General features: G+C 44.2%; 18 protein-coding genes. 4 read left to right on the top strand and 14 right to left on the bottom strand.

The genetic code is table 11. From position 1 onward, the window contains the following. Positions 1-28 precede the first annotated feature (28 nt). Positions 29-1,270: an MFS transporter gene (locus K6V21_RS17805; RefSeq protein ID WP_007216363.1), complete on the bottom strand. Its 1,242-nt coding sequence runs from the start codon at positions 1,268-1,270 to the stop codon at positions 29-31. Between the two features lie 309 nt (positions 1,271-1,579). Between K6V21_RS17805 and K6V21_RS17800 the strand changes: the two genes are divergently transcribed. Beyond that, the gene (locus K6V21_RS17800) at positions 1,580-3,025 is read left to right on the top strand and encodes a glutamate decarboxylase (RefSeq protein ID WP_007216362.1); all 1,446 of its coding nucleotides are present in this window, start codon (positions 1,580-1,582) and stop codon (positions 3,023-3,025) included. A gap of 89 nt (positions 3,026-3,114) precedes the next feature. Continuing rightward, positions 3,115-4,080 carry a glutaminase A gene (gene glsA / locus K6V21_RS17795; RefSeq protein WP_007216361.1) on the top strand — a complete coding sequence of 322 codons (966 nt, stop codon included), beginning with the start codon at positions 3,115-3,117 and terminating at the stop codon, positions 4,078-4,080. A 742-nt stretch (positions 4,081-4,822) separates the two neighbouring features. Here glsA and K6V21_RS17790 read toward each other — a convergent pair. Continuing rightward, positions 4,823-5,551, bottom strand: a complete 729-nt coding sequence (locus K6V21_RS17790) for a potassium channel family protein (protein WP_224319408.1) — start codon at positions 5,549-5,551, stop codon at positions 4,823-4,825. A 190-nt stretch (positions 5,552-5,741) separates the two neighbouring features. Between K6V21_RS17790 and gadC the strand changes: the two genes are divergently transcribed. After that, the gene (gene gadC, locus K6V21_RS17785) at positions 5,742-7,328 is read left to right on the top strand and encodes a putative glutamine/gamma-aminobutyrate antiporter GadC (protein ID WP_217714530.1); all 1,587 of its coding nucleotides are present in this window, start codon (positions 5,742-5,744) and stop codon (positions 7,326-7,328) included. Positions 7,329-7,470: 142 nt separating this feature from the next. On the opposite strand, the gene K6V21_RS17780 is transcribed toward gadC, so the two are convergent. From K6V21_RS17780 to K6V21_RS17740, 9 genes are all read right to left on the bottom strand, one after another. Continuing rightward, positions 7,471-8,412, bottom strand: a complete 942-nt coding sequence (locus K6V21_RS17780; protein WP_044270189.1) for an NAD(P)H-dependent flavin oxidoreductase — start codon at positions 8,410-8,412, stop codon at positions 7,471-7,473. A 182-nt stretch (positions 8,413-8,594) separates the two neighbouring features. After that, a complete protein-coding gene (locus K6V21_RS17775; protein WP_224319407.1) occupies positions 8,595-9,275 on the bottom strand; it encodes a DUF4858 domain-containing protein in 681 nt (226 codons plus the stop codon). Positions 9,276-9,287: 12 nt separating this feature from the next. Beyond that, positions 9,288-9,830: a DUF4943 family protein gene (locus tag K6V21_RS17770; RefSeq protein ID WP_007209683.1), complete on the bottom strand. Its 543-nt coding sequence runs from the start codon at positions 9,828-9,830 to the stop codon at positions 9,288-9,290. A gap of 18 nt (positions 9,831-9,848) precedes the next feature. Further along, positions 9,849-10,961, bottom strand: coding sequence for an outer membrane beta-barrel protein (locus K6V21_RS17765; protein WP_224319406.1), 1,113 nt, complete (start codon positions 10,959-10,961; stop codon positions 9,849-9,851). Further along, positions 10,948-11,499: an RNA polymerase sigma factor gene (locus K6V21_RS17760; RefSeq protein WP_007209685.1), complete on the bottom strand. Its 552-nt coding sequence runs from the start codon at positions 11,497-11,499 to the stop codon at positions 10,948-10,950. The genes K6V21_RS17765 and K6V21_RS17760 overlap by 14 nt, the downstream gene beginning before the upstream one ends. A gap of 108 nt (positions 11,500-11,607) precedes the next feature. Further along, on the bottom strand, positions 11,608-12,306 hold the full coding sequence (locus K6V21_RS17755) for a hypothetical protein (RefSeq protein WP_224319405.1): 699 nt from the start codon (positions 12,304-12,306) through the stop codon (positions 11,608-11,610). A gap of 6 nt (positions 12,307-12,312) precedes the next feature. Next, positions 12,313-13,023, bottom strand: coding sequence for a hypothetical protein (locus K6V21_RS17750; RefSeq protein ID WP_224319404.1), 711 nt, complete (start codon positions 13,021-13,023; stop codon positions 12,313-12,315). Positions 13,024-13,127: 104 nt separating this feature from the next. After that, positions 13,128-13,976 carry a carboxylating nicotinate-nucleotide diphosphorylase gene (nadC, locus tag K6V21_RS17745; RefSeq protein WP_007216353.1) on the bottom strand — a complete coding sequence of 283 codons (849 nt, stop codon included), beginning with the start codon at positions 13,974-13,976 and terminating at the stop codon, positions 13,128-13,130. Further along, positions 13,969-14,361, bottom strand: a complete 393-nt coding sequence (locus tag K6V21_RS17740) for a DUF4783 domain-containing protein (RefSeq protein WP_007209689.1) — start codon at positions 14,359-14,361, stop codon at positions 13,969-13,971. Before K6V21_RS17740 ends, nadC begins: the two co-directional genes overlap by 8 nt. A gap of 94 nt (positions 14,362-14,455) precedes the next feature. Between K6V21_RS17740 and rlmH the strand changes: the two genes are divergently transcribed. Then, entirely contained in the window at positions 14,456-14,929 is a 474-nt protein-coding gene (rlmH, locus tag K6V21_RS17735; RefSeq protein ID WP_224319403.1) for a 23S rRNA (pseudouridine(1915)-N(3))-methyltransferase RlmH, read from the top strand. A gap of 9 nt (positions 14,930-14,938) precedes the next feature. Here the strand turns inward: rlmH and K6V21_RS17730 are convergent, their stop codons facing one another. From K6V21_RS17730 to K6V21_RS17720, 3 genes are all read right to left on the bottom strand, one after another. Next, positions 14,939-17,773 carry a bifunctional fucokinase/fucose-1-phosphate guanylyltransferase gene (locus tag K6V21_RS17730; RefSeq protein ID WP_224319402.1) on the bottom strand — a complete coding sequence of 945 codons (2,835 nt, stop codon included), beginning with the start codon at positions 17,771-17,773 and terminating at the stop codon, positions 14,939-14,941. A 111-nt stretch (positions 17,774-17,884) separates the two neighbouring features. Then, complete coding sequence (locus tag K6V21_RS17725) at positions 17,885-18,247, bottom strand: MarR family winged helix-turn-helix transcriptional regulator (RefSeq protein ID WP_007209692.1); 363 nt, start codon at positions 18,245-18,247, stop codon at positions 17,885-17,887. A 35-nt stretch (positions 18,248-18,282) separates the two neighbouring features. Beyond that, a complete protein-coding gene (locus K6V21_RS17720; RefSeq protein WP_224319401.1) occupies positions 18,283-20,781 on the bottom strand; it encodes an FAD-dependent oxidoreductase in 2,499 nt (832 codons plus the stop codon). Between the last annotated feature and the right edge of the window lie 174 nt (positions 20,782-20,955).

Below are 20,955 nucleotides of genomic sequence, written 5' to 3'. Positions count from 1 at the left end.
TATCAGTCATTGAAGTGAAACTAGCGATTTACAGCTTATCCCCAAACAGAAAATCTTTCTTCCTCCTATATGCCCATATCAATGCAAGTATCGTAATGCAAAGGTTAAAGATAAACGGAAACTCCTGCGAACGTACATGAAACAATGATTGGAAGAAATCTACAATAAACGGACAAAGCAGCACAGCCAGGTAGTTCATTGCCATCACAAAAGCCAGTGCCAGCGTGGTTTTCTGGGGAACAGCCGTATCCACCGTTTTATCATAAATCAACGGTTGGATAACACCATAGCCCAATCCCACCAGTATGCAGCCCGGTATGATCAGCCATTCTTTGGGGGAAATCCATATCAGTGCCAACCCCAGTGCAATACACAGCAGACTGTAAAACTTCGTTTTTTCCTTCAGATACTTTACAACATGCCCCAGAAAGAAACCGGGTGCCATGATAGCAAGGAAGAAGAGGGAAATCATCATCCCCGAGTTCCCACTGGAAAAGTGATGTGCCTCCATCAGGAACGGAAGGTTGAACGTCACGATCAATACGATATAAGTGGTAAGCCCGTAGAAAAGCATCAGTTGCAGCAGATGACGGACATGAATACCATACTTACCGGGGATAGCGGGAGCAGCCGTTTCTACCGATGAAGAAGTATCGGCAGGAGATTTATCCGATGACGTGACTTGTGCTTCACCACCCATATTTTCGTCTTTCAGATGGATAGTGAGTATGATGGCTACCAAAGGTAGTAAATAGACCAGGAAAGGCAGATGCCAATTCACTTCTGCCAGATAGCCGGTAACAGCGGTTGCCACCACCAGCGTAACATTTGTAATGGCGGAACTGTATCCAAACTGCTTTACCCGATAGGTTCCTGTAAAATAACGGGATATCAATCCGGTAGAAAGCGGAATAATCAGTCCCGCACCAATTCCCAGCAGGGCGCTGACAGCTATTAATTGCCACATTTTTGTGGAAAACAGGTACAGCACCCCGCTCGCGGCGAACATCCAGAGCCCCGCGCGTAACAGACGGACAAAGTCGCGTTTCTCAGCCAACTTGCCCGCCAACAAAATAAAAGGTATAATCAATAACGACGGTAAAGAACTAAGCATCTGAATATCCAGTTCCGAAGCATCCGGAAAAGTAGTGGAAAGCTGTCCCAAAATAGGAGAAACAGCCAATCCCGGCAAAGAGGTCAATGCAGAGATAGACCAGATGCCGATCAATGTAATAAGAGGAATGGTTCCCCGGCCGGTATTGATTTTCATATACACATATATATTTATGGGTTTGAAATAGTGCAAGAGAAACAATTATGGTTATAGAAAGTTCAAATAGTTACGAGCTACAATAGTTACGAGCTACAGAGCTACAAGCTACAAGTACCATGCGGCGTGATAGTGCGCAGCTACTCGTAGCTTGTAGCTCTGTAGCTTGTAACTGTTGTAGCTCGTAACTGTTTAATAAACGCCAAAATATGTAAAACGTCGGAACTTTCCTCTGCAAACGCCGTTGTTCTGGGAAATTCGACGGGGAAAATCCTCGCCGCCTAAACCTAAACTAAAACAATTAGTAAAATGGAAGATGTAAATTTCAGAAAAGGTGATGCCAAAACAGAAGTGTTTGGATCAAACAGAATGTTGCAACCCTCTCCGGTAGAGAAGATCCCTGACGGACCTACTACTCCCGAGATTGCTTATCAGATGGTAAAAGACGAAACTTTCGCTCAAACTCAACCCCGTCTGAATCTGGCCACTTTCGTTACCACTTATATGGACGACTACGCCACCAAGCTGATGAACGAGGCGATCAACATCAACTACATTGACGAAACGGAATATCCCCGTATCGCCGTGATGAACGGAAAATGTATCAACATCGTAGCAAACTTGTGGAACTCTCCTGAAAAGGATACTTGGAAAACAGGTGCGCTGGCCATTGGTTCAAGTGAAGCATGTATGTTGGGTGGCGTGGCAGCTTGGCTGCGTTGGCGCAAGAAACGCCAGGCTCAAGGCAAACCGTTCGATAAACCTAATTTCGTTATCTCAACCGGTTTCCAGGTAGTATGGGAAAAGTTCGCCCAGCTCTGGCAGATTGAAATGCGTGAAGTGCCTTTGACCCTTGACAAGACTACTCTTGATCCGGAAGAAGCCTTGAAGATGTGTGATGAAAACACCATTTGTATCGTACCTATTCAGGGTGTGACATGGACCGGACTGAACGATGACGTAGAAGCACTGGACAAAGCTCTCGATGCTTACAACGCCAAGACCGGTTACGATATTCCTATCCATGTAGATGCTGCCAGTGGTGGTTTCATCCTGCCGTTCCTCTATCCTGAAACGAAATGGGACTTCCGTTTGAAATGGGTTCTTTCCATCAGTGTCAGCGGACACAAATTCGGTCTCGTTTATCCGGGTCTGGGTTGGGTTTGCTGGAAAGGCAAAGAATATCTGCCCGAAGAAATGTCATTCAGCGTAAACTACCTCGGTGCTAACATTACTCAGGTCGGCTTGAACTTCTCCCGTCCTGCTGCTCAAATCCTGGGCCAGTACTACCAATTCATTCGCTTAGGATTCCAGGGATACAAAGAAGTGCAGTATAATTCGCTGACCATTGCGAAGTATATCCATGACGAAATCGCCAAGATGGAACCGTTCGTCAACTATTCAGAAGAAGTGGTGAACCCGTTGTTCATCTGGTACATGAAACCGGAGTACGCCAAGAATGCTAAATGGACGTTGTACGACCTTCAGGATAAACTGTCGCAACATGGTTGGATGGTACCGGCTTATACCCTGCCTTCTAAACTGGACGACTACGTCGTAATGCGTGTGGTAGTACGCCAGGGCTTCAGCCGCGACATGGCAGACATGTTGCTGGGCGACATCAAGAATGCTATCACTGAACTGGAGAAATTGGATTATCCTACTCCTACCCGCATGGCTCAGGAAAAAAACTTGCCGGTAGAAGCTAAGATGTTCAACCACGGTGGACGCCGCCATAAAAAAGCTGTAAAATAATTGAAGTGATAGGGTGATAGAGTGATAAGGTGATTGAGCAATATCACCCTAACACTTTATCGCCTTAACACTCTAACACTTTATTAACTATGGATAAAAAGATTTCAATCTCTCAACTAAAAGAGGTTGCCCAGGAAGCCTATGAACAGGTAAAGGGTAACACCGGGGGGAAAAATGCCGATTACATCCCCTACCTTGCCAACATCGACAAGAATCTGTTCGGCATCAGCATCTGTCTGATGAACGGACAAACCATTAATATAGGTGACACTGACTACCGTTTCGGTATAGAATCTGTTTCCAAAGTACATACAGCCATCCTTATCCTCCGTCAATACGGAGCACAGAAGGTGCTGGATATGATTGGTGCAGATGCTACAGGATTACCTTTCAACTCAATCATCGCCATTTTGCTGGAGAATGATCACCCTTCTACCCCATTGGTAAATGCGGGTGCCATCTCAGCATGTTCCATGGTTGAACCTGTGGGTAATTCGGATAAGAAATGGGAAGCTATCGTTCAGAATATTACTGATTTGTGCGGTTCAGCTCCACAATTGATTGATGAGCTGTATAAGTCGGAAACGGCTACGAACTTCAACAACCGCTCTATTGCATGGTTACTGAAGAACTACAACCGTATCTACGATAATCCGGATATGGCACTCGACCTGTACACTCGTCAATGTTCATTAGGTATCACTGCCGGACAACTGGCGATTGCTGCCGGAACCATCGCCAACAGTGGTGTAAACCCTGTCACCAAGAAAGAAGTGTTTGAAGCTTCATTAGCTCCGAAGATTACTTCCATGATTTCTACCGTAGGTTTCTACGAACATTCAGGTGACTGGATGTACACTGCCGGTATACCTGCCAAGAGCGGTGTAGGTGGTGGAGTTATGTCTGTACTGCCCGGTGTATTCGGCGCAGCTGCATTTGCACCTCCTTTGGACGAAGCAGGGAATTCTGTTAAATCACAACTCGCCATCAAGTATATCATGAACAAATTGGGTTTGGGCGTGTTCAATGGTGACCGTGTGACCATTGTAGAATAAAGAACAATCTCTCTTTTTCATAAATAAAAGGCGTCGTCAGTCCGGAGAGGATAGGCGGCGCTTGTACTTTTCTTTTGTCTTGAGACAAAAGAAAAGATACCAAAAGAAAAACTCAAGGCTGCACTTCCAGTGCTACTCCGGTACTGCCATCCGCAGACGGGGCTCGAACTCGCTTCGCTCAAACAGATCGCCCCTTACCTGCGTCTGACAGCACCTACGCTTACGCACCTACAGTGAGGCCGGGAGACCATGCGGCGTAAAGTAAGTCACTTCCTATTATGGAAATTCTGTTTACCCCAAATGGTAACTTTGTTAACCCCACACAGTAACTCCATTTACATGCCGAGGTAAAGGTCGTTACATACCGAGGTAAAGAGCGTTACAATAAGTGGTAAAGGTCGTTACATACGGCAGTAAATGCTTTTACATTAGGCAGTAAACAGTCGGTAAATGTTATCTATTGATTATCAACAAACTAACAAAATCTCATCAGTAATCTATCATCCATTTCTGTACAAACACAAACTAATCCCCCACCGCACAGCCCTCCGGCATAGGCGCAGGTGCGTAAGCGTAGGCACTGTCAGGCGCAGGTAAGGGGCGATCTGTTTGAGCGAAGCGAGTTCGAGCCCCGTCTGCGAATGGCAGTGTCGGAGTAGCACCGGAGACGTAGCCGGGGTCCCTTTCTTTTTGGTATCTTTTTCTTTCGGGACAAGCCGAAAGAAAAAGTACACACACAACATTACTTTATATCCCCTCCCTGCAACTCCTTATAATACTCTTGTTTCTCCTGGTTCCTCCTCTGCACCAGACTCGTCACATACACCGTAAATATCGGAAACATCATCATCCCCAATGCTGCCAGCAGAACTGACAGTACACGCCCCGTCACCGTCACAGCAATAATATTGGAACCAACTGTCGTTACATCCATAAACGCCCACCACAAAGCATCCCCATAGCCTGTAACCAATGTATTCACCCCATGCTCCATAACATAAAAAGCCAGACTGGAGAAATAAACCGTAGCAAGCAAAGTCGTCAGGTAGGTAACAAACAGACCGGATGCCTTATTATACGTCAACCACCCCACCACAATGGCCAATGCATAACCACCGCGCACTAAAGGAATAAAACGTAATAAGTAAGTGATTTCTTCGGGAAACGTCCATCCGGCCCAGGAAATAATGCTCTGGTAAGGGATGGCTACCAGAAGAAAAACGAAGTGAGTGGCAAAATAACGTCCTTTATGCTTTGCTAAAAACCACTCCAGAATGAAGTCCAGCAAAAACAATACGCACACCGCAAACTGAACCTTCATAAATACCGTCTGAGTATAGAAAGGAATACCCTTGAATGTATCTACTGAAATACTAACCACTAAAAACAACGAAAGTAACAGAATCACAATGTGTAAGACACCATAAATTCCCTTCTCTCGTAATGCAAATTCTGAAAGAGCCATTTTCATAATAACACCTATTATTTATTCTGATTTAATATATTACTGATTTCTGCCTGATTGCCCTAAAACGTCTTGCACAAGGCATTTGTTTAAGTGTTAATTTACCAACTTTCACTTTATCCCCGAAAACAACTCTACCGGGTTGTTGTTATAGAGACTGATTTTAAAACATATTTTTCACCTAAAACCTTAACTTATGGCAAATATTAAACAAACAGTGAAGCTGGGTGTGTTCACCCTCGCAATCATGAATGTAACGGCAGTAGTATCCCTACGTGGACTACCTGCCGAGGCCGTGTACGGAATGAGTTCGGCCTTTTACTATTTATTTGCAGCTATCGTATTCCTTATACCGACGTCACTTGTCGCTGCGGAATTGGCTGCGATGTTCCAGGACAAACAAGGTGGTGTGTTCCGCTGGGTAGGAGAAGCCTACGGTAAGCGGCTCGGTTTCCTTGCCATCTGGGTGCAATGGATTGAAAGTACCATCTGGTACCCCACCGTATTGACATTCGGCGCCGTATCCATCGCCTTCATCGGAATGAACGACGCGCACGATATGTCGTTGGCAAGTAACAAGTACTACACACTCGCCGTAGTGCTCATCATCTATTGGCTCGCCACTTTCATCTCATTGAAAGGTATGGGATGGGTAGGTAAAGTTGCCAAAGTCGGTGGTATGGTTGGTACCATTATCCCGGCAGCCTTGCTGATTATCCTGGGTATCATTTATCTGGCTACAGGCGGACACTCCAATTTGGACTTCCACAGCAGCTTCTTCCCCGATCTGACGAACTTCGACAACGTCGTACTCGCCGCAAGTATCTTCCTCTTTTATGCCGGTATGGAAATGGGCGGTATCCACGTTAAGGATATGGAAAACCCCTCCAAGAATTATCCGAAAGCAGTATTTATCGGTGCAGCTATCACAGTTATCATTTTCGTGCTGGGTACTTTCGCACTGGGTGTTATCATTCCGGCCAAAGACATCAGTCTGACACAAAGCTTGCTGGTTGGTTTCGACAATTACTTCAAGTACATCCATGCTTCCTGGTTATCACCGATCATCGCTATTGCTCTTGCATTCGGTGTGCTGGCAGGTGTATTGACTTGGGTTGCCGGTCCGTCCAAAGGTATTTTTGCCGTAGGTAAGGCAGGTTACATGCCCCCGTTCTTCCAGAAGACAAACAAACTGGGTGTACAGAAGAACATCCTGTTCGTACAAGGTGGTGCTGTAACAGTATTGAGCCTCTTGTTCGTAGTAATGCCTTCCGTACAGAGTTTCTATCAGATCCTGTCACAGTTGACAGTAGTTCTTTACCTTATCATGTATATGTTGATGTTTACAGGAGCTATCGTATTGCGTTACAAGATGAAGAAGTTGAACCGTCCGTTCCGTATCGGTAAGGGTGGTAACGGTTTGATGTGGTTCATCGGCGGACTCGGTTTCTGTGGTTCTCTGTTGGCATTCATCCTGAGCTTTATCCCGCCCAGTCAGATTTCAACGGGTAGCAATACAGTTTGGTTCTCCGTATTGATTATCGGTGCCATCGTTGTAGTGGCAGCTCCGTTCATCATTTACGCTTGCAAGAAACCGACTTGGGTTGATCCGAATACTAACTTCGAGCCCTTCCATTGGGAAGAACAGCCAAAAGTTGCAGCAAACGCAGCAACAGCCACTGCAACAGCAGGCACAACAAGCACAGCTACGGCAACACCAACTGCAAATCCTACCGTAAATCCAACTAGTACAACAAATAATTCCGGTACACCTAAATCATAGGGGCGTAATCGGAAAACATAAAAATGGGACTGTACAAATTGACGTACAGCCCCATTTTTTATTTTGGACGGTAAGAAAGTGGTTTGTTTGGGACGCATTTCATTCCCTCTATTCAAAAAATTCGTCCCATATAGCTAAATTCTTATTCCTTTAGCGCATTCCACGCTCTTCTATATCCTTCCGTCAGTTCCTGCATCACCTCAGCAACCGTCTCTATCTGTTTACCGTAAAGTAGTGCAGAAGCCTGGCCAATCTCCAGTTCTCCCTCTTCCAGGTCTCCATAGAAAATCCCTTTCTTGGCACGTCCATGAGCCAGAAGAATACGAAGTTCATCTTGCGTAGCCCCCACGGCTTCGGCTGCCTCTACAGCGTCACGGAAATTATTCCGCACCAAACGTACCGGAGCAAGCTTCTTCAACAGTAGCCGGGTATCCCCCTCCTGCAAACGCAAACAATATTCCTTGAAATATTCATGAGCTGAACTTTCCTGAGTCAATGCAAAGCGCGTACCTATTTGTACTCCTTCTGCTCCCAACACCCGTGCAGCAAGCATAGCCTCACCCGTAGCAATTCCTCCAGCAGCAATCAATGGTAAGGTAGTAGCGGCACGCACGGCAGGTATCAGGCACAAAGTGGTAGTCTCTTCCCTTCCGTTATGCCCGCCGGCTTCAAAACCTTCAGCAACAACAGCATCCACACCCGCCTCTTCGGCTTTCATCGCAAAGCGGGAAGAACTGACCACATGCACCACTGTCACTCCCCGCTCTTTCAGCCATCCCGTCCATTTGGCAGGGCTTCCGGCGGAAGTGAAAACTATATTGACTCCTTCCTCTACCACTATCTGCATGATTTCTTCAATCTGCGGATACATCAATGGAATATTGACTCCAAAAGGATTATGTGTAGCAGCATGGCATTTACGGATATGCTCACGTAACGTTTCAGGATGCATGGAACCTGCTCCAAGCAAGCCCAGTCCACCCGCATTACTTACTGCCGACGCCAAGCGCCAACCACTGCACCAAACCATACCACCTTGGATTATTGGATATCGAATTCCGAAAAGGGAAGTAATTCTGTTCATAGTCTCCTACATTTAGGTATTATTAAGGAAGAAACAAGAAAAAAGGGCGAAAGGTTCGGAAGAAAAGGCGATATGTCATAAAAACTGCACCCGGAAATACGAATATACAATATACGCAGAACCGGGTGCACAAATTATACAAATGAAGAATTAGACAATTATCCCTATCACAAATCTTTTCCTTAATTCTTAATCGCCTTGACAGGTTCTTTACCCCGCACCGTTACCGAGTCCCCGTATGCACGCAACACTTCCAGCGTACGGGCACGGCGCTTACGCCCCTTGACGTTCCAGAATTCTTTTGTAAAAGGTGCCATAAAATCACCGGAGAAGCCAGAACCGCCACTGGCACCCTGCCAGCTCCCTACGGCCATATTATTGGCCCGTTCCGTTACGCGGTAGCGCATTCCGGTTGCCTCTATTTCATCTATACTTTTCCGGAGACCTTTATCTAAAGGACTCTTTGCCCAATCGGAATAAATGCGAAGTATTTTAAGTTCATAGAAAGGATCCCCTCGCCACGTGTCCTTATCTATTTTAATCTTCTTCTGATACACCGGGTCCCAATTGTACTTCGTAGTTGCAGTATACGGGCGCAAGGTAAGAACAACTTTCTTCTTCGGTGTATTTGGTATTTCGGGAAGTGTTGTGTTGAAATCCAGCCATTGTTTCTCCATCGATATCTGCTGTTTGCCCAGAGGTTCCTGTACTCCCATCTCTTTCAGAACTTCCGGATTCAGCTTAATCCCTTCTCCATCCAGCAGACGGCGCAATCGCAGAGAGTCCTGAGGTGTCCAGTTCTGAGCGCAAACGGGAAGGACTACTACTAAAAGCAGTCCGATTATAGTGCAATATTTTCTCATTTATTTATTTTCTTACCACCACATATATCCGCTTCCACAAAGCGGTTCATCATAACAAGGGTCTATGGTCCACATCGTACGGGGGTATTTGCGGTTTTCCCACCAGCGGCGATAACGGGCGGAAGCATCCAAAACTTCATCATCCGATAAGAAGTAAATGCCTTCGTAATTCTCTGCATCCACATGTACCATTTTGCACCCCATCGAAGCATTCTGCCCCAAACGGATTGTTTCTACTGTCCACAAAATACACTCGCCTAAACGAAGCTTGCCACCTGCGGAATAAGAAACCGGAGCCAACGGGAAAGAAGGGATTACCGTTAAATCTTCGGCATACTTCAACAAGTCCCCTATGTCATCAACAGTAAACCGGGGAATAGTGTTCAGACCTTCCGGACTTTCGACAGAGTATTTTCCAGCTTTTAGTTGCTTGACGAATAAATCCACGTCAGGATTATTGTAGTCCAACGTCTCTTCCGTACATGATACAAAAGAAAGAGAAAAGAAGAATATCAAAATGGCCATTACGGCACGTATATTAGAAATTGCTTTCATTGTTGCATTGTATTAAGGTTAATATGTCATACGAACACCGCAAAGTAGATTAAGGTTCGTTGGACGTTCCGTTCGCAGCGTTTTTGTTTGCGAATCCGTATCAAAATGATGAGATACCGTAGGCTCTGCAAACAGAGCAATCCGGTCGTTCAACTTATAACGGACTCCCAGACCTGCTGCAATGGAAAGTTGTATAGGCTCTGCTCCAAAACCATTGTCCCCGGCTCCGGCTATGCATTTCTCGGCAGCACCACCCAATGTAGCGTAAAAGTCTACTTTAGAATTGCTTGCCAGCACCGCATTCAGTTTTACCGGAACAGCCAGTGTGTGTATCGTATGGTCTCCGTCAAGACGGTTGTATTGCAAACCTGCCTCCAGAGAAAAATGTTTGTTCAAACGACGTTCAGCAGAAACTCCTGCGGTGAGCGGCATCCCGAAGTCTCCCTTTGGCAACGCTGTACCTATACCTGCTTTGAAAGCCCATTTTTTAGCAGAACCACCCGCATTGGTAATGGGGAGCGCCTTATCGGAATCTGAGCCAAGCTCTGTATTTGTAACTGCGGGATCAGTAGCTGTGGCACGATGATTATTTTCATTCCTTGATGAAGCTGTTTGACCATACATTCCGTTACCTTGGTGGTGATTGCCATATACGCGTTGGGAAATTGTAATGGAGACAGTGACTGATACAGTCTCTTCATCATCACCATTCGCAGCAAGTATGCCTCCGGATGATACTGGTACAGGATTCTTATGACCAGGATTTTGCGCTGTAGGTTTAGTCTCATGGATAGAGGGGAACTTTTCCTGCACCACATCTCCGTTCAGGTTACCTTCCGGTGTCAGGGTAGCCACCTTGGTGAATGCTTCCTGAATCTCATCTTTCGGAGAGAAGTACCAGAATGCAGCGGAAGCAGCTCCAAGCACTAATACTACAGAAGCAGCCGCAGCCACCCGGTAGAAGCGTGGAGTAAGGACGGAACGTTTAGTAGCTGCAGAAGTATTGGTTGCATCGGTTTCAACTCTTGACAGGTCGCCTTTCAGCTCCTCCCAAAAGCCATCCCGCACCGTCATCTCTGCACCAGAGAGGCGACTGCGGAACAAACCGGTTATTTCATCATTTCCTTTCATACTCTGTATATTCTTTAATTCTTTTTGCTAACAAATTCTTGGCGCGATGCAGTTGCGAGGTGGATGAATGTACTTTAATCCCAAGCATTTCCGCTATCTCCTTGTGCGATTTCTCTTCAAACACATACAAGTTGAAAACGGTTCGGCATCCATCGGGTAATTCTGCCACAAATGCCATCAACTGCTGTTCAGAGAGGCGGCTACCACTGTCGGCTATACTTGCTTCGTCGGGTATGTCGGGCAATTGTTCTTCGTTCACCACCAGCTGGGTGATGCGTTTCTGCTTTCGCAGATAATCTATTGCCTGTGTCACCATTACTCTTGTCACCCACGTTGCCAGTGCACATTCGCCCCGGAAAGTGAAATGGGTAAAAATTTTGATGAACCCATCGTGCAGTACGTCATGCGCAGCATCTTCGTCGCCCGTATAGCGGTAGCATACCGCAAGCATCTGCTTGGAATAAAGGGTATACAATTCCTTACGTGCGGAATCCTTTCCTGCCCGGCAGCCCTCTATCAGTTCTATTTCATTTTCCAATGTCAGTGCTATTTTTTACGGACGCCTCTTCGCGTCGTTTGTTAGTTAGACGCAGCTTTCCGTAGAATGCTGCAATGTTATATCTAAAAAGAAGTTAAAGAATGGAGATTATTTATACTTTGCTTTCAATGTCTGTATTTGCTTGTCAAGCACCTCATCCAGTTCATCAAATTCTTCCCAGTATAAGAAGCCGGGTACCATTATGACAAAATTGACAAATTGATCATTACTTATAAGAAATGAGATTTGATCCAGCAGGTTATTGTTAGTTTTTAAAGCAAACTTAAAATTCCTGGACATGGCAAGTTTCATAATTACATCCGTTTTTGCTGCATAGTAATCACTGACATCTTTCTTCCGCCTTCCCAACTCAAAATAGGTTTGCAATACATCCTGCAACAAACGCTTGTCAGAAATATACTGCATCAACGAAGAACCTTTCAAGACATCCAATGCATCGGTTTTATAAGAGAGTTCACTCATATTATTGAAAAGCTTGTCATACTTACTTAAAGTATCCGCCGGTATTCGCGATATATCCATTTTATGCTCTATTAGCAAAGAACTCATGTTCCTGTCTATATCCAACAAGTGCTTTATATTGCGCAGTTCCTTTCTGTTATACTCCAATTCTTCCGTCACCAGTTGCATCGCGGCCCGCACCTCTTTTTGACGACTATACTCCGTAACCTTATCGCTTCCCCAAAAGGTAACGATAATACCTGCCGCCACAATACTGAACTGACGGAAATAGTCTCCCAATCTCCAGCCTTTAATCGTAGACTTTATCTTATCTATATTTCCCATAAGTATTTATTTTGAACCATATTTCTGTTCAATGGTTTGAATCATCTTATCAATCTTTTGCTCTATACGTTCTTGATAGCCGGGAATAAAATATCCCTGTGGAATTTTCAAAAAGTTTCGCAACTTCCTATCTGAAAGATATATTTCCCATGCTTCCCATTTTCCCTCATTAACCGTATTTGTCTGTTCATCAGTCAAAGTCAAATAAAAGGGAATAGCCGCATCTTCCTTCATATCATAATACCCATTCATTGATATTTTGAATCCTTCTAAGGCTTCATAAACATCAATCAATGAAAGCAAAAACTCTTTATCGGATATTTTCTGCATCAGCATAGAGTTCTTAAGTATGTCCAGCGCATTCCGGGTATAATAGAAACTGCGAATCTGCCCTATAGAATAACGAAATTGCTTCAGCGAATCTTCCGGTATCAGCCAAACATTCATATCATGTTCCACCAACAAAGCAGAAAGGCGCTCATCTGTGCTGAATTCAGACACAATACCTTCAAAGTTCTTCCGATTACTTTTCAGTTCATCCTTAATCAGCAACATAGTAGATTTAATATCCGCCTGTTCCGAACATCTGGTGACTAGTTCACTACCGACGAAAGTTATCAGCACACCAATTACAACAATGGAAGTTTGCCGCACATACTCGCCAGGCTTCCATTTTCTGATAGTAGTTTTTACTCTATTCCAATCTATCTTTTCCATACTTTCCAAGTATCTATGAAAAAAGCCTCTCATTAAGATTGCAAAATGATGGCAAACTTATGAGAGGCTTCCTGCTATTTCCTAAATACGGCCTTCCGCCCTTGTCAACATGCTTTAAAACTCATATCCAATCCTTTTACAGAATGGGTCAGAGCACCTACAGAGATAAAGTCCACGCCACATTCGGCATAGTCGCGCAGTGTATCGAACGTAATGCCACCCGAAGATTCGGTTTCATAACGACCTGCTACCATATCCACAGCCTTCTTTGTCATTTCGGGTGTGAAGTTGTCGAACATGATACGGTCTATGCCACCAAGATCAAGCACTTGTTGCAATTCATCGAAGTTACGTACTTCAATCTCTATCTTGAGGTCTTTACCTTTTTCCTTGCAATATTCTTTAGCACGATTGATAGCCTTGTCAATGCCTCCGGCAAAATCCACATGATTGTCTTTCAGCAAAATCATGTCGAACAGTCCGATACGATGATTTACACCACCGCCAATCTTTACAGCCATCTTCTCAAGGATACGCATACCGGGAGTAGTCTTACGGGTATCGAGCACACGCGTATTCGTACCTTTCAGTTTCTCGGCATATTTATGCGTCATGGTAGCAATGCCACTCATGCGTTGCATAATGTTCAGCATCAGGCGTTCTGTCTGCAACAGAGACTGCACCTTGCCTTCCACTACCATTGCTATATCGCCCGGCTTCACCTCAGCTCCATCATTGATGAAGACTTCTACCTTCATAGTAGGGTCGAAACGACGGAACACTTCTTTGGCAACTTCGATACCAGCCAGAATGCCCGGCTCTTTAATCAAAAGTTTGGATTTACCCATTGCCGTAGCGGGAATACACGAAAGGGTGGTATGATCTCCGTCACCTATATCTTCTGCAAAGGCGAGATCTATCAGCCTGTCAATCAGTTCTTCTTCCTTATTCATTCGTTTTATCTATTCTTATTTGATGTATAACATATTTGTTCTGTACTTTTCTGAAGAAACAATTCACTCGAAAGTTTCCATTTGCGGTTCCCAAAGTGCCGATGATGAAACTTGATTCATCCCTCTTTCCTTCGTGATTCACATTGAAGCTACTGACTTTGTTCTCGGCAAAAAAATTAGCCATAGTTCCTTCTGCCGTTTGCTTGTCAGCATTGGTCGTGCGATTATGGATAATCAGATCCACCTTATCACCCAGATACCTGTTTAGTTCCTGAGAGTTTCCCTTCTTGAAGGCCACAACCACCCCCACAGGTACGTCCTGAGCAAAGATCGAGGACACCCATAAGAAGAGGCAGGTCAACAATAAAACTACTCGTTTTTTCATAATCACAAGTATTAATGATACGCAAAGGTAAGCATTTATTGTAAAATACAATAAAAAAGCGCTAATTTTGTGCACAAATCAGAATGTAAGCAGCATGAAAACAACATTACTCGTCGTAGGAAGAACTGTAGAACAGCACTTTATAACTGCCATTAATGACTATGTACAGCGTACTAAACGCTACTTATCCTTCGAAATGGAAGTTATCTCGGAATTGAAGAATACGAAAAGTCTTTCTATGGAAGTGCAGAAAGAAAAAGAAGGGGAATTGATATGCAAGGCATTCCAGCCGGGCGACGTGATTGTATTGCTGGACGAAGGGGGAAAAGAAATGCGCTCCATAGAGTTCGCAGACTATATGAAGCGCAAGATGAACACCGTAAATAAACGGCTTGTATTTGTTATCGGCGGACCGTATGGTTTCTCACCCAAAGTATATCAGGCAGCACATGAGAAAATGTCCCTTTCTAAAATGACTTTCTCGCATCAGATGGTGCGGCTGATTTTTGTAGAGCAGTTATACCGGGCCATGAATATACTCAATGGCGGTCCTTACCATCACGAATAACGGTCTTAATTAAGATCTTGACACCTGGAATCCTGTTCCCGACAACGCCATTTCTACAAATCGTGCACGAGGGTTCGGTACATCCTGCGTCAGTATCTCCCGGATGCGCAATGCAGCCTGCGGATCTTTCGCTACCATATACAAGTAGCCTCCCCCACCTGCACCCGGCAGTTTATATCCCAGTGTGTAGTCCTTAATCTTATTGATAATTTCTTCTACCGCCGGAGGATTAGTACCACAATCCAGAGCTTTGTTCTGCATCCACGTTTTACCAATCAATGCGCCATAGGTTTCAAAGTCGTTCCTTTGAATGGTTTCTGCCATATCCAATGCATGCGCTTTCATATTTTCCAATATAGCCAAATGCGCAGATGAGTTTAGGAACATGGAGCGCACAATCTCTGCCAGGATACCTTTAGCTGTACGTGTAATTCCCGTATAATATAATAGGTGGCAGTCACGATATTCAGGATGCGTAAAGAGATGTTCAGGCAACCAGTGTATTAACGGATTCTGTACAAACCCGGTTTCTGTTTGCAACAGTTTGATGCCTTGTAACACTCCGCCATACTGATCTTGCCAACCACCACCCGTTGTCAGTAACTGTTCCAGAGCAAGTGTACGACGGCATATTTCATTCTTATCCCACATCAAGCCGCAGAAATCGCTCAAAGAGCCTAAAACCGTAGAAGCTAATATAGAACTGGTTCCCAAGCCCGAGCCTGCAGGAATAGCAGACAATAAAGTAATCTCTATACCTGTGCCGAATGCCTGCAACTGTTTCTCCAACGAAGGATAAACCACTTCTGAAAACGCCGGACCAAAACCAGCCAATGTCAACGCTGCTTTCGGAATAGAGAAGGGAGAACCTATCTTACAGTAATCCTGCAATTCCTCGAAAGTATTCACTACTTCCATCGCTCCCATATCAATAGAACGCAACACAACGCGATATTCTTTGCAAGGTTTCACATAAACCTGCAAAGGAGGTTGTCCATTCAGTTCAATCGCCAGATTCACTACATTTCCACCGGCAAAAAGAGAATATGGCGGAGTATCCGTCCAACCACCTGCAACATCAATACGTACGGGACTGCGCCCCCAAACAATCTGATCGCTGTATACATTCAGATATGGGCTGCTTTTCTTTTCATACAAATCAGAAAGTAATCCTTCGCGCAGTAATCCAAAAGCCTCTTTTTCATCATTCTGAAAGTCTTTTCCGTTCAGTTTATCTATCTGAGCCCGAAGCATCCGATTATGAATACGCTGCATCTGAGGTGCATCAGCCGGTAACACATCCGGTTTATCTATCTTCAAACAATGAAAATCTTCGGCAACATCAGCCAAATCTAACTGATAGAAGACACTCTTCTCATAATTGCGTGCCAGCAACTCCCAATTACCTTTCCGGAAACTCTCGCGCTGGGCATATAATTGACGTAAATCAGCTTTCGCTGAGATTTCATCGGCAGAAAGACGTTGACTGTTCAGCCAGATTTCCTTACCTTCTATCAATTCCGGCTCCGAAGTCATCCAGCGAAGTACTTCGCCCATCTGCTCAACACCTTCTACCACAGGGAAGATTCCGGCAGCCTGTAAGTCATCTTTTCTTCCAGTTACATCATCCGGAGTCAGTCCACGCTCCGCTAACCAATTAGGGAAGGAAATCCCCAGATACAAAGTCTTTTCATCCCGGATATCTCCTTTAGATACATCATCGAAACCATACGGACGAACTGCCCAATGCTTCTTTGCAAGAGGCACAATATCTATACAAACTCCATCCGGTAATTCTAACGTCCAGTCATTTTCCGGTACTCCCGTAATGATTTGCCGGGAACCTATCTTCCATGATGCACCGACAAAGCTATTTTCAATCCAAAGGTTATCATTATTGGAAGAAAGAGAGATACCGACTTCTGCATTCTGTACAAATATTGCAGGATTGGGCTTTACTTTCCGGTGCATGATCTGACGCTGATCGTACACCCTATTTTGTAAAGTAACAGTTGAGGAAAGTAGTTCACGGCTTGTGCCGTAGTGGTAGAATTCTCCACCGGGTAATGGCAATATAGCTACAGACAGCCTATTCAACTCATCATCAGTAATGCGTGGATGATTACCAAGGGATAAGCCGAAATCTGAATACAAGTCATAGTACTTTAAATCAGAACCCGGACCATCTTTCTGCGAACGCTTCATCAATAGCTCTACAGCCCGATCACTCAGTAACCAGATTCCTATATCCATCAGGAAGAGATGGGTCTTTGAAAGATTCTCCAGTTCCTGCAATGACGGTTTCTGCAACATAAAATCCAATGCTTCCGGTTGTTTCCGATCCGAAACAAACACTCCATGATGTGTCGCTAATGCCGGATCTACCCAAAGTCCGTAACATACCACATCTGCATCCGGTATGTCCTGTAAAGGTTTCTCAGCACGAATATACACATCTCCACTCGCAATCAAAGTACGCAGTTTTTCCGGTGCCCGTTCCATGATTTTCTCATAAAGTGGAACTTGCAAAGACAATAAATTCTGTCCCAACTTCTGTCCACGTGCCCAACGAAATACAGGTATCGGAGTTAATATTTTCCCAGAGGGAGCGTATCCAGGGAGGCGGCGGCTTTGTCCACCGGCATGCAGCAGAATACGTTTCTCTGTTGAGTGTTCTGTTTGTTGGTTTCTATACCATTCCCGCAGAAGCCAAGTGGTTCCTCCACCCGACCCCAGTTTCATCCCTATAGGGTCAGATGTACAAAACCATTCCGTACGGTCTACATTTTCTAATTCATAGAATGCCGACACAAGATTAGGCGGCAAGGATAATAATTTTTGCATATCCAATTGCTATAATGCTTAATATATTAGCTGCAAATTAAAGCAATCTTAAGCAAAATCCACGAAAAATTTCAATAATTTTGAAGATGGAGATAAAAATATCTCCATCTTCTATTTTTCCAGCAAACCCACTATTTGCTGTAAGAGCTCAGGCATCTCATGAGTAGTACTTTTGATTGCAGTGATTTGTTCTTTTCCTTCTGCAGTCAATGAAAAATGCATTTGGCGCTTATCCACTTTACCAATAATACGGGCTATTAACTTCTTTTCTTCGACAGAACGTATCAACTTGGAAGTATTAGAACAAGTTAATCCCAAGGCTTCTGCTATTTCCCCGGAAGTAAGCCGGGGAGTATTCAGAAGTGTACAGAGCAACATTCCTTCATTCAGCGAAAGATTGTATTGCTGCATAAATTGGGTTTCAAACTCGGCTATCGCCCGGTAAACATCACGTATTTTACACAAGTCTTCCATATATTTTTCTCCTTTATTTGTTAAATAACAAATAACTATATAAAAAGGTTGACATTGGCTTTATCTGCGCGTTCCATGTAAGTTGCAACACCACCGATAGTTACCTCATCTAATAACTCTTCGCGACTGATTCCCATCATGTCCATAGACATCTGGCAGGCTATAAATTCGACTCCTTGGGCAAGCGCCTGCGAACGAAGTGATTCCAAAGAATCTACCCCTTTACGTTTCATTAAAAAGCGCATCATGCGACTTCCCATACCTAACATATTCATTTGAGACAATTTCAGTTTCAAAGAACTGGAAGGAAGCATCATACCGAACATCCTGCCGAAAATATCTTTCTTTACTTTCGGTTTCTGCATTTTTTTCAAAACATTTAATCCCCAGAAAGTGAAGAATACCGTAACTTTTTGTCCGGTTGCCGCAGCCCCGTTTGCCAATACAAAAGTAGCTAAAGCTTTATCCAAATCATCACTAAAAAGGATCAATGTTTTTCCCCTACCCGCTGCTACAGTTCCGGTGGAAGAAGGGCAGACCATATTCAAATTACCTTTTTCTATAACTACTGTATAGCGTCCTTTATCCTCATGGCTTCCCACCAAACGATTACCCGTCGTATCACACCAGGCAGAAGCATCACGTGCAAATCCGGCATCAGTTGCCACAATCTCCACCTGTTCTCCCGGTTCAAGAGTATCCATTGCCTTCTTCACTTGCATGATAGGTCCCGGACATTGTAAACCACAGGCATTGATTTTCAATGGTTCTTTAGATGAACCTCCAGCTGATAATATAGAATCGGATTGCACAACAGTTCCCGAAGTTTCAGTAGAGCCAAAAGTTACGCGAGCATCAACTGAAGCATCCACTATAGAAGGTACCGGTACCGGAGCAACCGCAGCAGAATACAGTTTATATCCTCCCGAAAGATTACGCACATTCTTATATCCATTTCCCATCAGGATACGTTGTGCCAGATATCCACGCAAACCCACAGCACAAAACAATACAACCGGCTTGTCAGTAGGAACTTCGAGCATACGCTCTCTTAAATCATCCAACGGAATATTAATTGCTCCCGGAATAGTTCCAAAAGAAAATTCTTCAGCCGTACGGGTATCTATTAACATTACTTCATTCTTATGCTGTACCAGTTCTCGCCAAGTTACGACAGGCATTGCACCACTGATAATATTAGAAGCAACATATCCGGCAATAGCAATAGGATCTTTTGCAGAAGAAAACGGAGGAGCGTAAGTATGTTCCGTTTTCATCAAGTCATATACCGTTCCACCACGTTTGATCAAGCCGGCAATCTGGTCAATGCGTTTGTCCACGCCCTCATAGCCAATACCCTGCGCACCATATAATTTTCCTGTGACAGGATGAAATGTCAATTTTAAAGTCAAGGGCAATGCATCCGGATAATACCCGGCATGAGAAGACGAATGAGTAACAGAACTTTGATATTCCATCTCCCATTGCCTCAGACGCTTAGCAGCAAGTCCCGTAGAAGCAACCGTCATATCAAATACTTTTGCGATGGAAGTACCGATAGCACCTTCGTAAGCAACCTTATTACCAAATACCATATTATCAGCCACAATACGTCCCTGACGATTAGCCGGATTTGCCAGATAATTCAACCACGGTTTCCCGGTCAATGGATGCGGATATTCAATGGCATCCCCTACAGCATAAATATCCTTTGCAGAAGTTTCCAGATATTCATTTACCCAGATACCACCTGCTTCACCTATCTTCAGTCCGGCTTGTTTAGCCAAAGCCGTTGCCGGGCGTACTCCGATAGAAAGCAATACCATATCTGCCGGAATCGTTTTTCCACTTTTCAAAAAGACGGTAATACCTTGTTCTGTACGCTGGAAATGAGTCACTCCTTCTTCCAGATAGAGCGACACACCTTTCTGTATCAAATGTTGATGAACAGGTGCAGCCATCGAAAAATCAATGGGCGCCATCACTTGATTACCCATTTCCACAACTGATACGGCAACTCCGGCATGATGCAAATTTTCTGCCATCTCCAGTCCAATAAAGCCCGCACCTACTACAACCGCGCGCTTTACGGAGTTTTCCGTAAGATAAGACTTTATATGATCGGTATCTTCAACATTACGGAGAGTGAAAATTCCTTCAGAATCGATGCCTTCCAGTGGTGGTCGAACAGGTGTAGCACCCGGAGACAACAAAAGTTTATCATAGGTTTCTTCATATTCGCGACCGTCTACAGTGCGAACAGTAATCGTTTTATCTTTAGGATGAATAGCAATAACCTCATTCTCCACACGTACATCTATACGAAAGCGTTGGCCGAAAGAAGCCGGCGTTTGCACCAGCAATTTCTCACGCTCTGCGATGACACCACCTATATAATAAGGCAAGCCGCAATTTGCATACGAAATGTATTTCCCTTTCTCAAATAAAAGAATATCAGATTTCTCATCAACTCTTCTTAAACGTGCCGCCGCCGTAGCTCCCCCGGCAACACCTCCAATAATTATATACTTCATACTTCTTTATTTTAATTTTGATAGTGCAAAGAAAAGAATATTTTCCTAAAGAAAATAATTTCCGATGGAAAATAATGTTAAACCGCAACATAACAACATAATAGCACACATTAAGTCCATTAGAAGCATGTTACATGTTCAAAGAGAGAAAGTTCATATACCCTTAATTTAGAC

It is taken from the genome of Bacteroides cellulosilyticus (assembly GCF_020091405.1).
GTDB lineage: Bacteria > Bacteroidota > Bacteroidia > Bacteroidales > Bacteroidaceae > Bacteroides.
The sequence above is the reverse complement of the archived record's forward strand: the minus strand, read 5'-3'. Positions and strand labels throughout refer to the sequence as shown.

Coding starts and splice junctions, on each gene's coding strand:
- K6V21_RS17805 (WP_007216363.1), bottom strand. CDS start 1,270: ATGAAAATCAATACCGGCCGGGGAACCATTCCTCTTATTACATTGATC.
- K6V21_RS17800 (WP_007216362.1), top strand. CDS start 1,580: ATGGAAGATGTAAATTTCAGAAAAGGTGATGCCAAAACAGAAGTGTTT.
- glsA (WP_007216361.1), top strand. CDS start 3,115: ATGGATAAAAAGATTTCAATCTCTCAACTAAAAGAGGTTGCCCAGGAA.
- K6V21_RS17790 (WP_224319408.1), bottom strand. CDS start 5,551: ATGAAAATGGCTCTTTCAGAATTTGCATTACGAGAGAAGGGAATTTAT.
- gadC (WP_217714530.1), top strand. CDS start 5,742: ATGGCAAATATTAAACAAACAGTGAAGCTGGGTGTGTTCACCCTCGCA.
- K6V21_RS17780 (WP_044270189.1), bottom strand. CDS start 8,412: ATGAACAGAATTACTTCCCTTTTCGGAATTCGATATCCAATAATCCAA.
- K6V21_RS17775 (WP_224319407.1), bottom strand. CDS start 9,275: ATGAGAAAATATTGCACTATAATCGGACTGCTTTTAGTAGTAGTCCTT.
- K6V21_RS17770 (WP_007209683.1), bottom strand. CDS start 9,830: ATGAAAGCAATTTCTAATATACGTGCCGTAATGGCCATTTTGATATTC.
- K6V21_RS17765 (WP_224319406.1), bottom strand. CDS start 10,961: ATGAAAGGAAATGATGAAATAACCGGTTTGTTCCGCAGTCGCCTCTCT.
- K6V21_RS17755 (WP_224319405.1), bottom strand. CDS start 12,306: ATGGGAAATATAGATAAGATAAAGTCTACGATTAAAGGCTGGAGATTG.
- K6V21_RS17750 (WP_224319404.1), bottom strand. CDS start 13,023: ATGGAAAAGATAGATTGGAATAGAGTAAAAACTACTATCAGAAAATGG.
- nadC (WP_007216353.1), bottom strand. CDS start 13,976: ATGAATAAGGAAGAAGAACTGATTGACAGGCTGATAGATCTCGCCTTT.
- K6V21_RS17740 (WP_007209689.1), bottom strand. CDS start 14,361: ATGAAAAAACGAGTAGTTTTATTGTTGACCTGCCTCTTCTTATGGGTG.
- rlmH (WP_224319403.1), top strand. CDS start 14,456: ATGAAAACAACATTACTCGTCGTAGGAAGAACTGTAGAACAGCACTTT.
- K6V21_RS17730 (WP_224319402.1), bottom strand. CDS start 17,773: ATGCAAAAATTATTATCCTTGCCGCCTAATCTTGTGTCGGCATTCTAT.
- K6V21_RS17725 (WP_007209692.1), bottom strand. CDS start 18,247: ATGGAAGACTTGTGTAAAATACGTGATGTTTACCGGGCGATAGCCGAG.
- K6V21_RS17720 (WP_224319401.1), bottom strand. CDS start 20,781: ATGAAGTATATAATTATTGGAGGTGTTGCCGGGGGAGCTACGGCGGCG.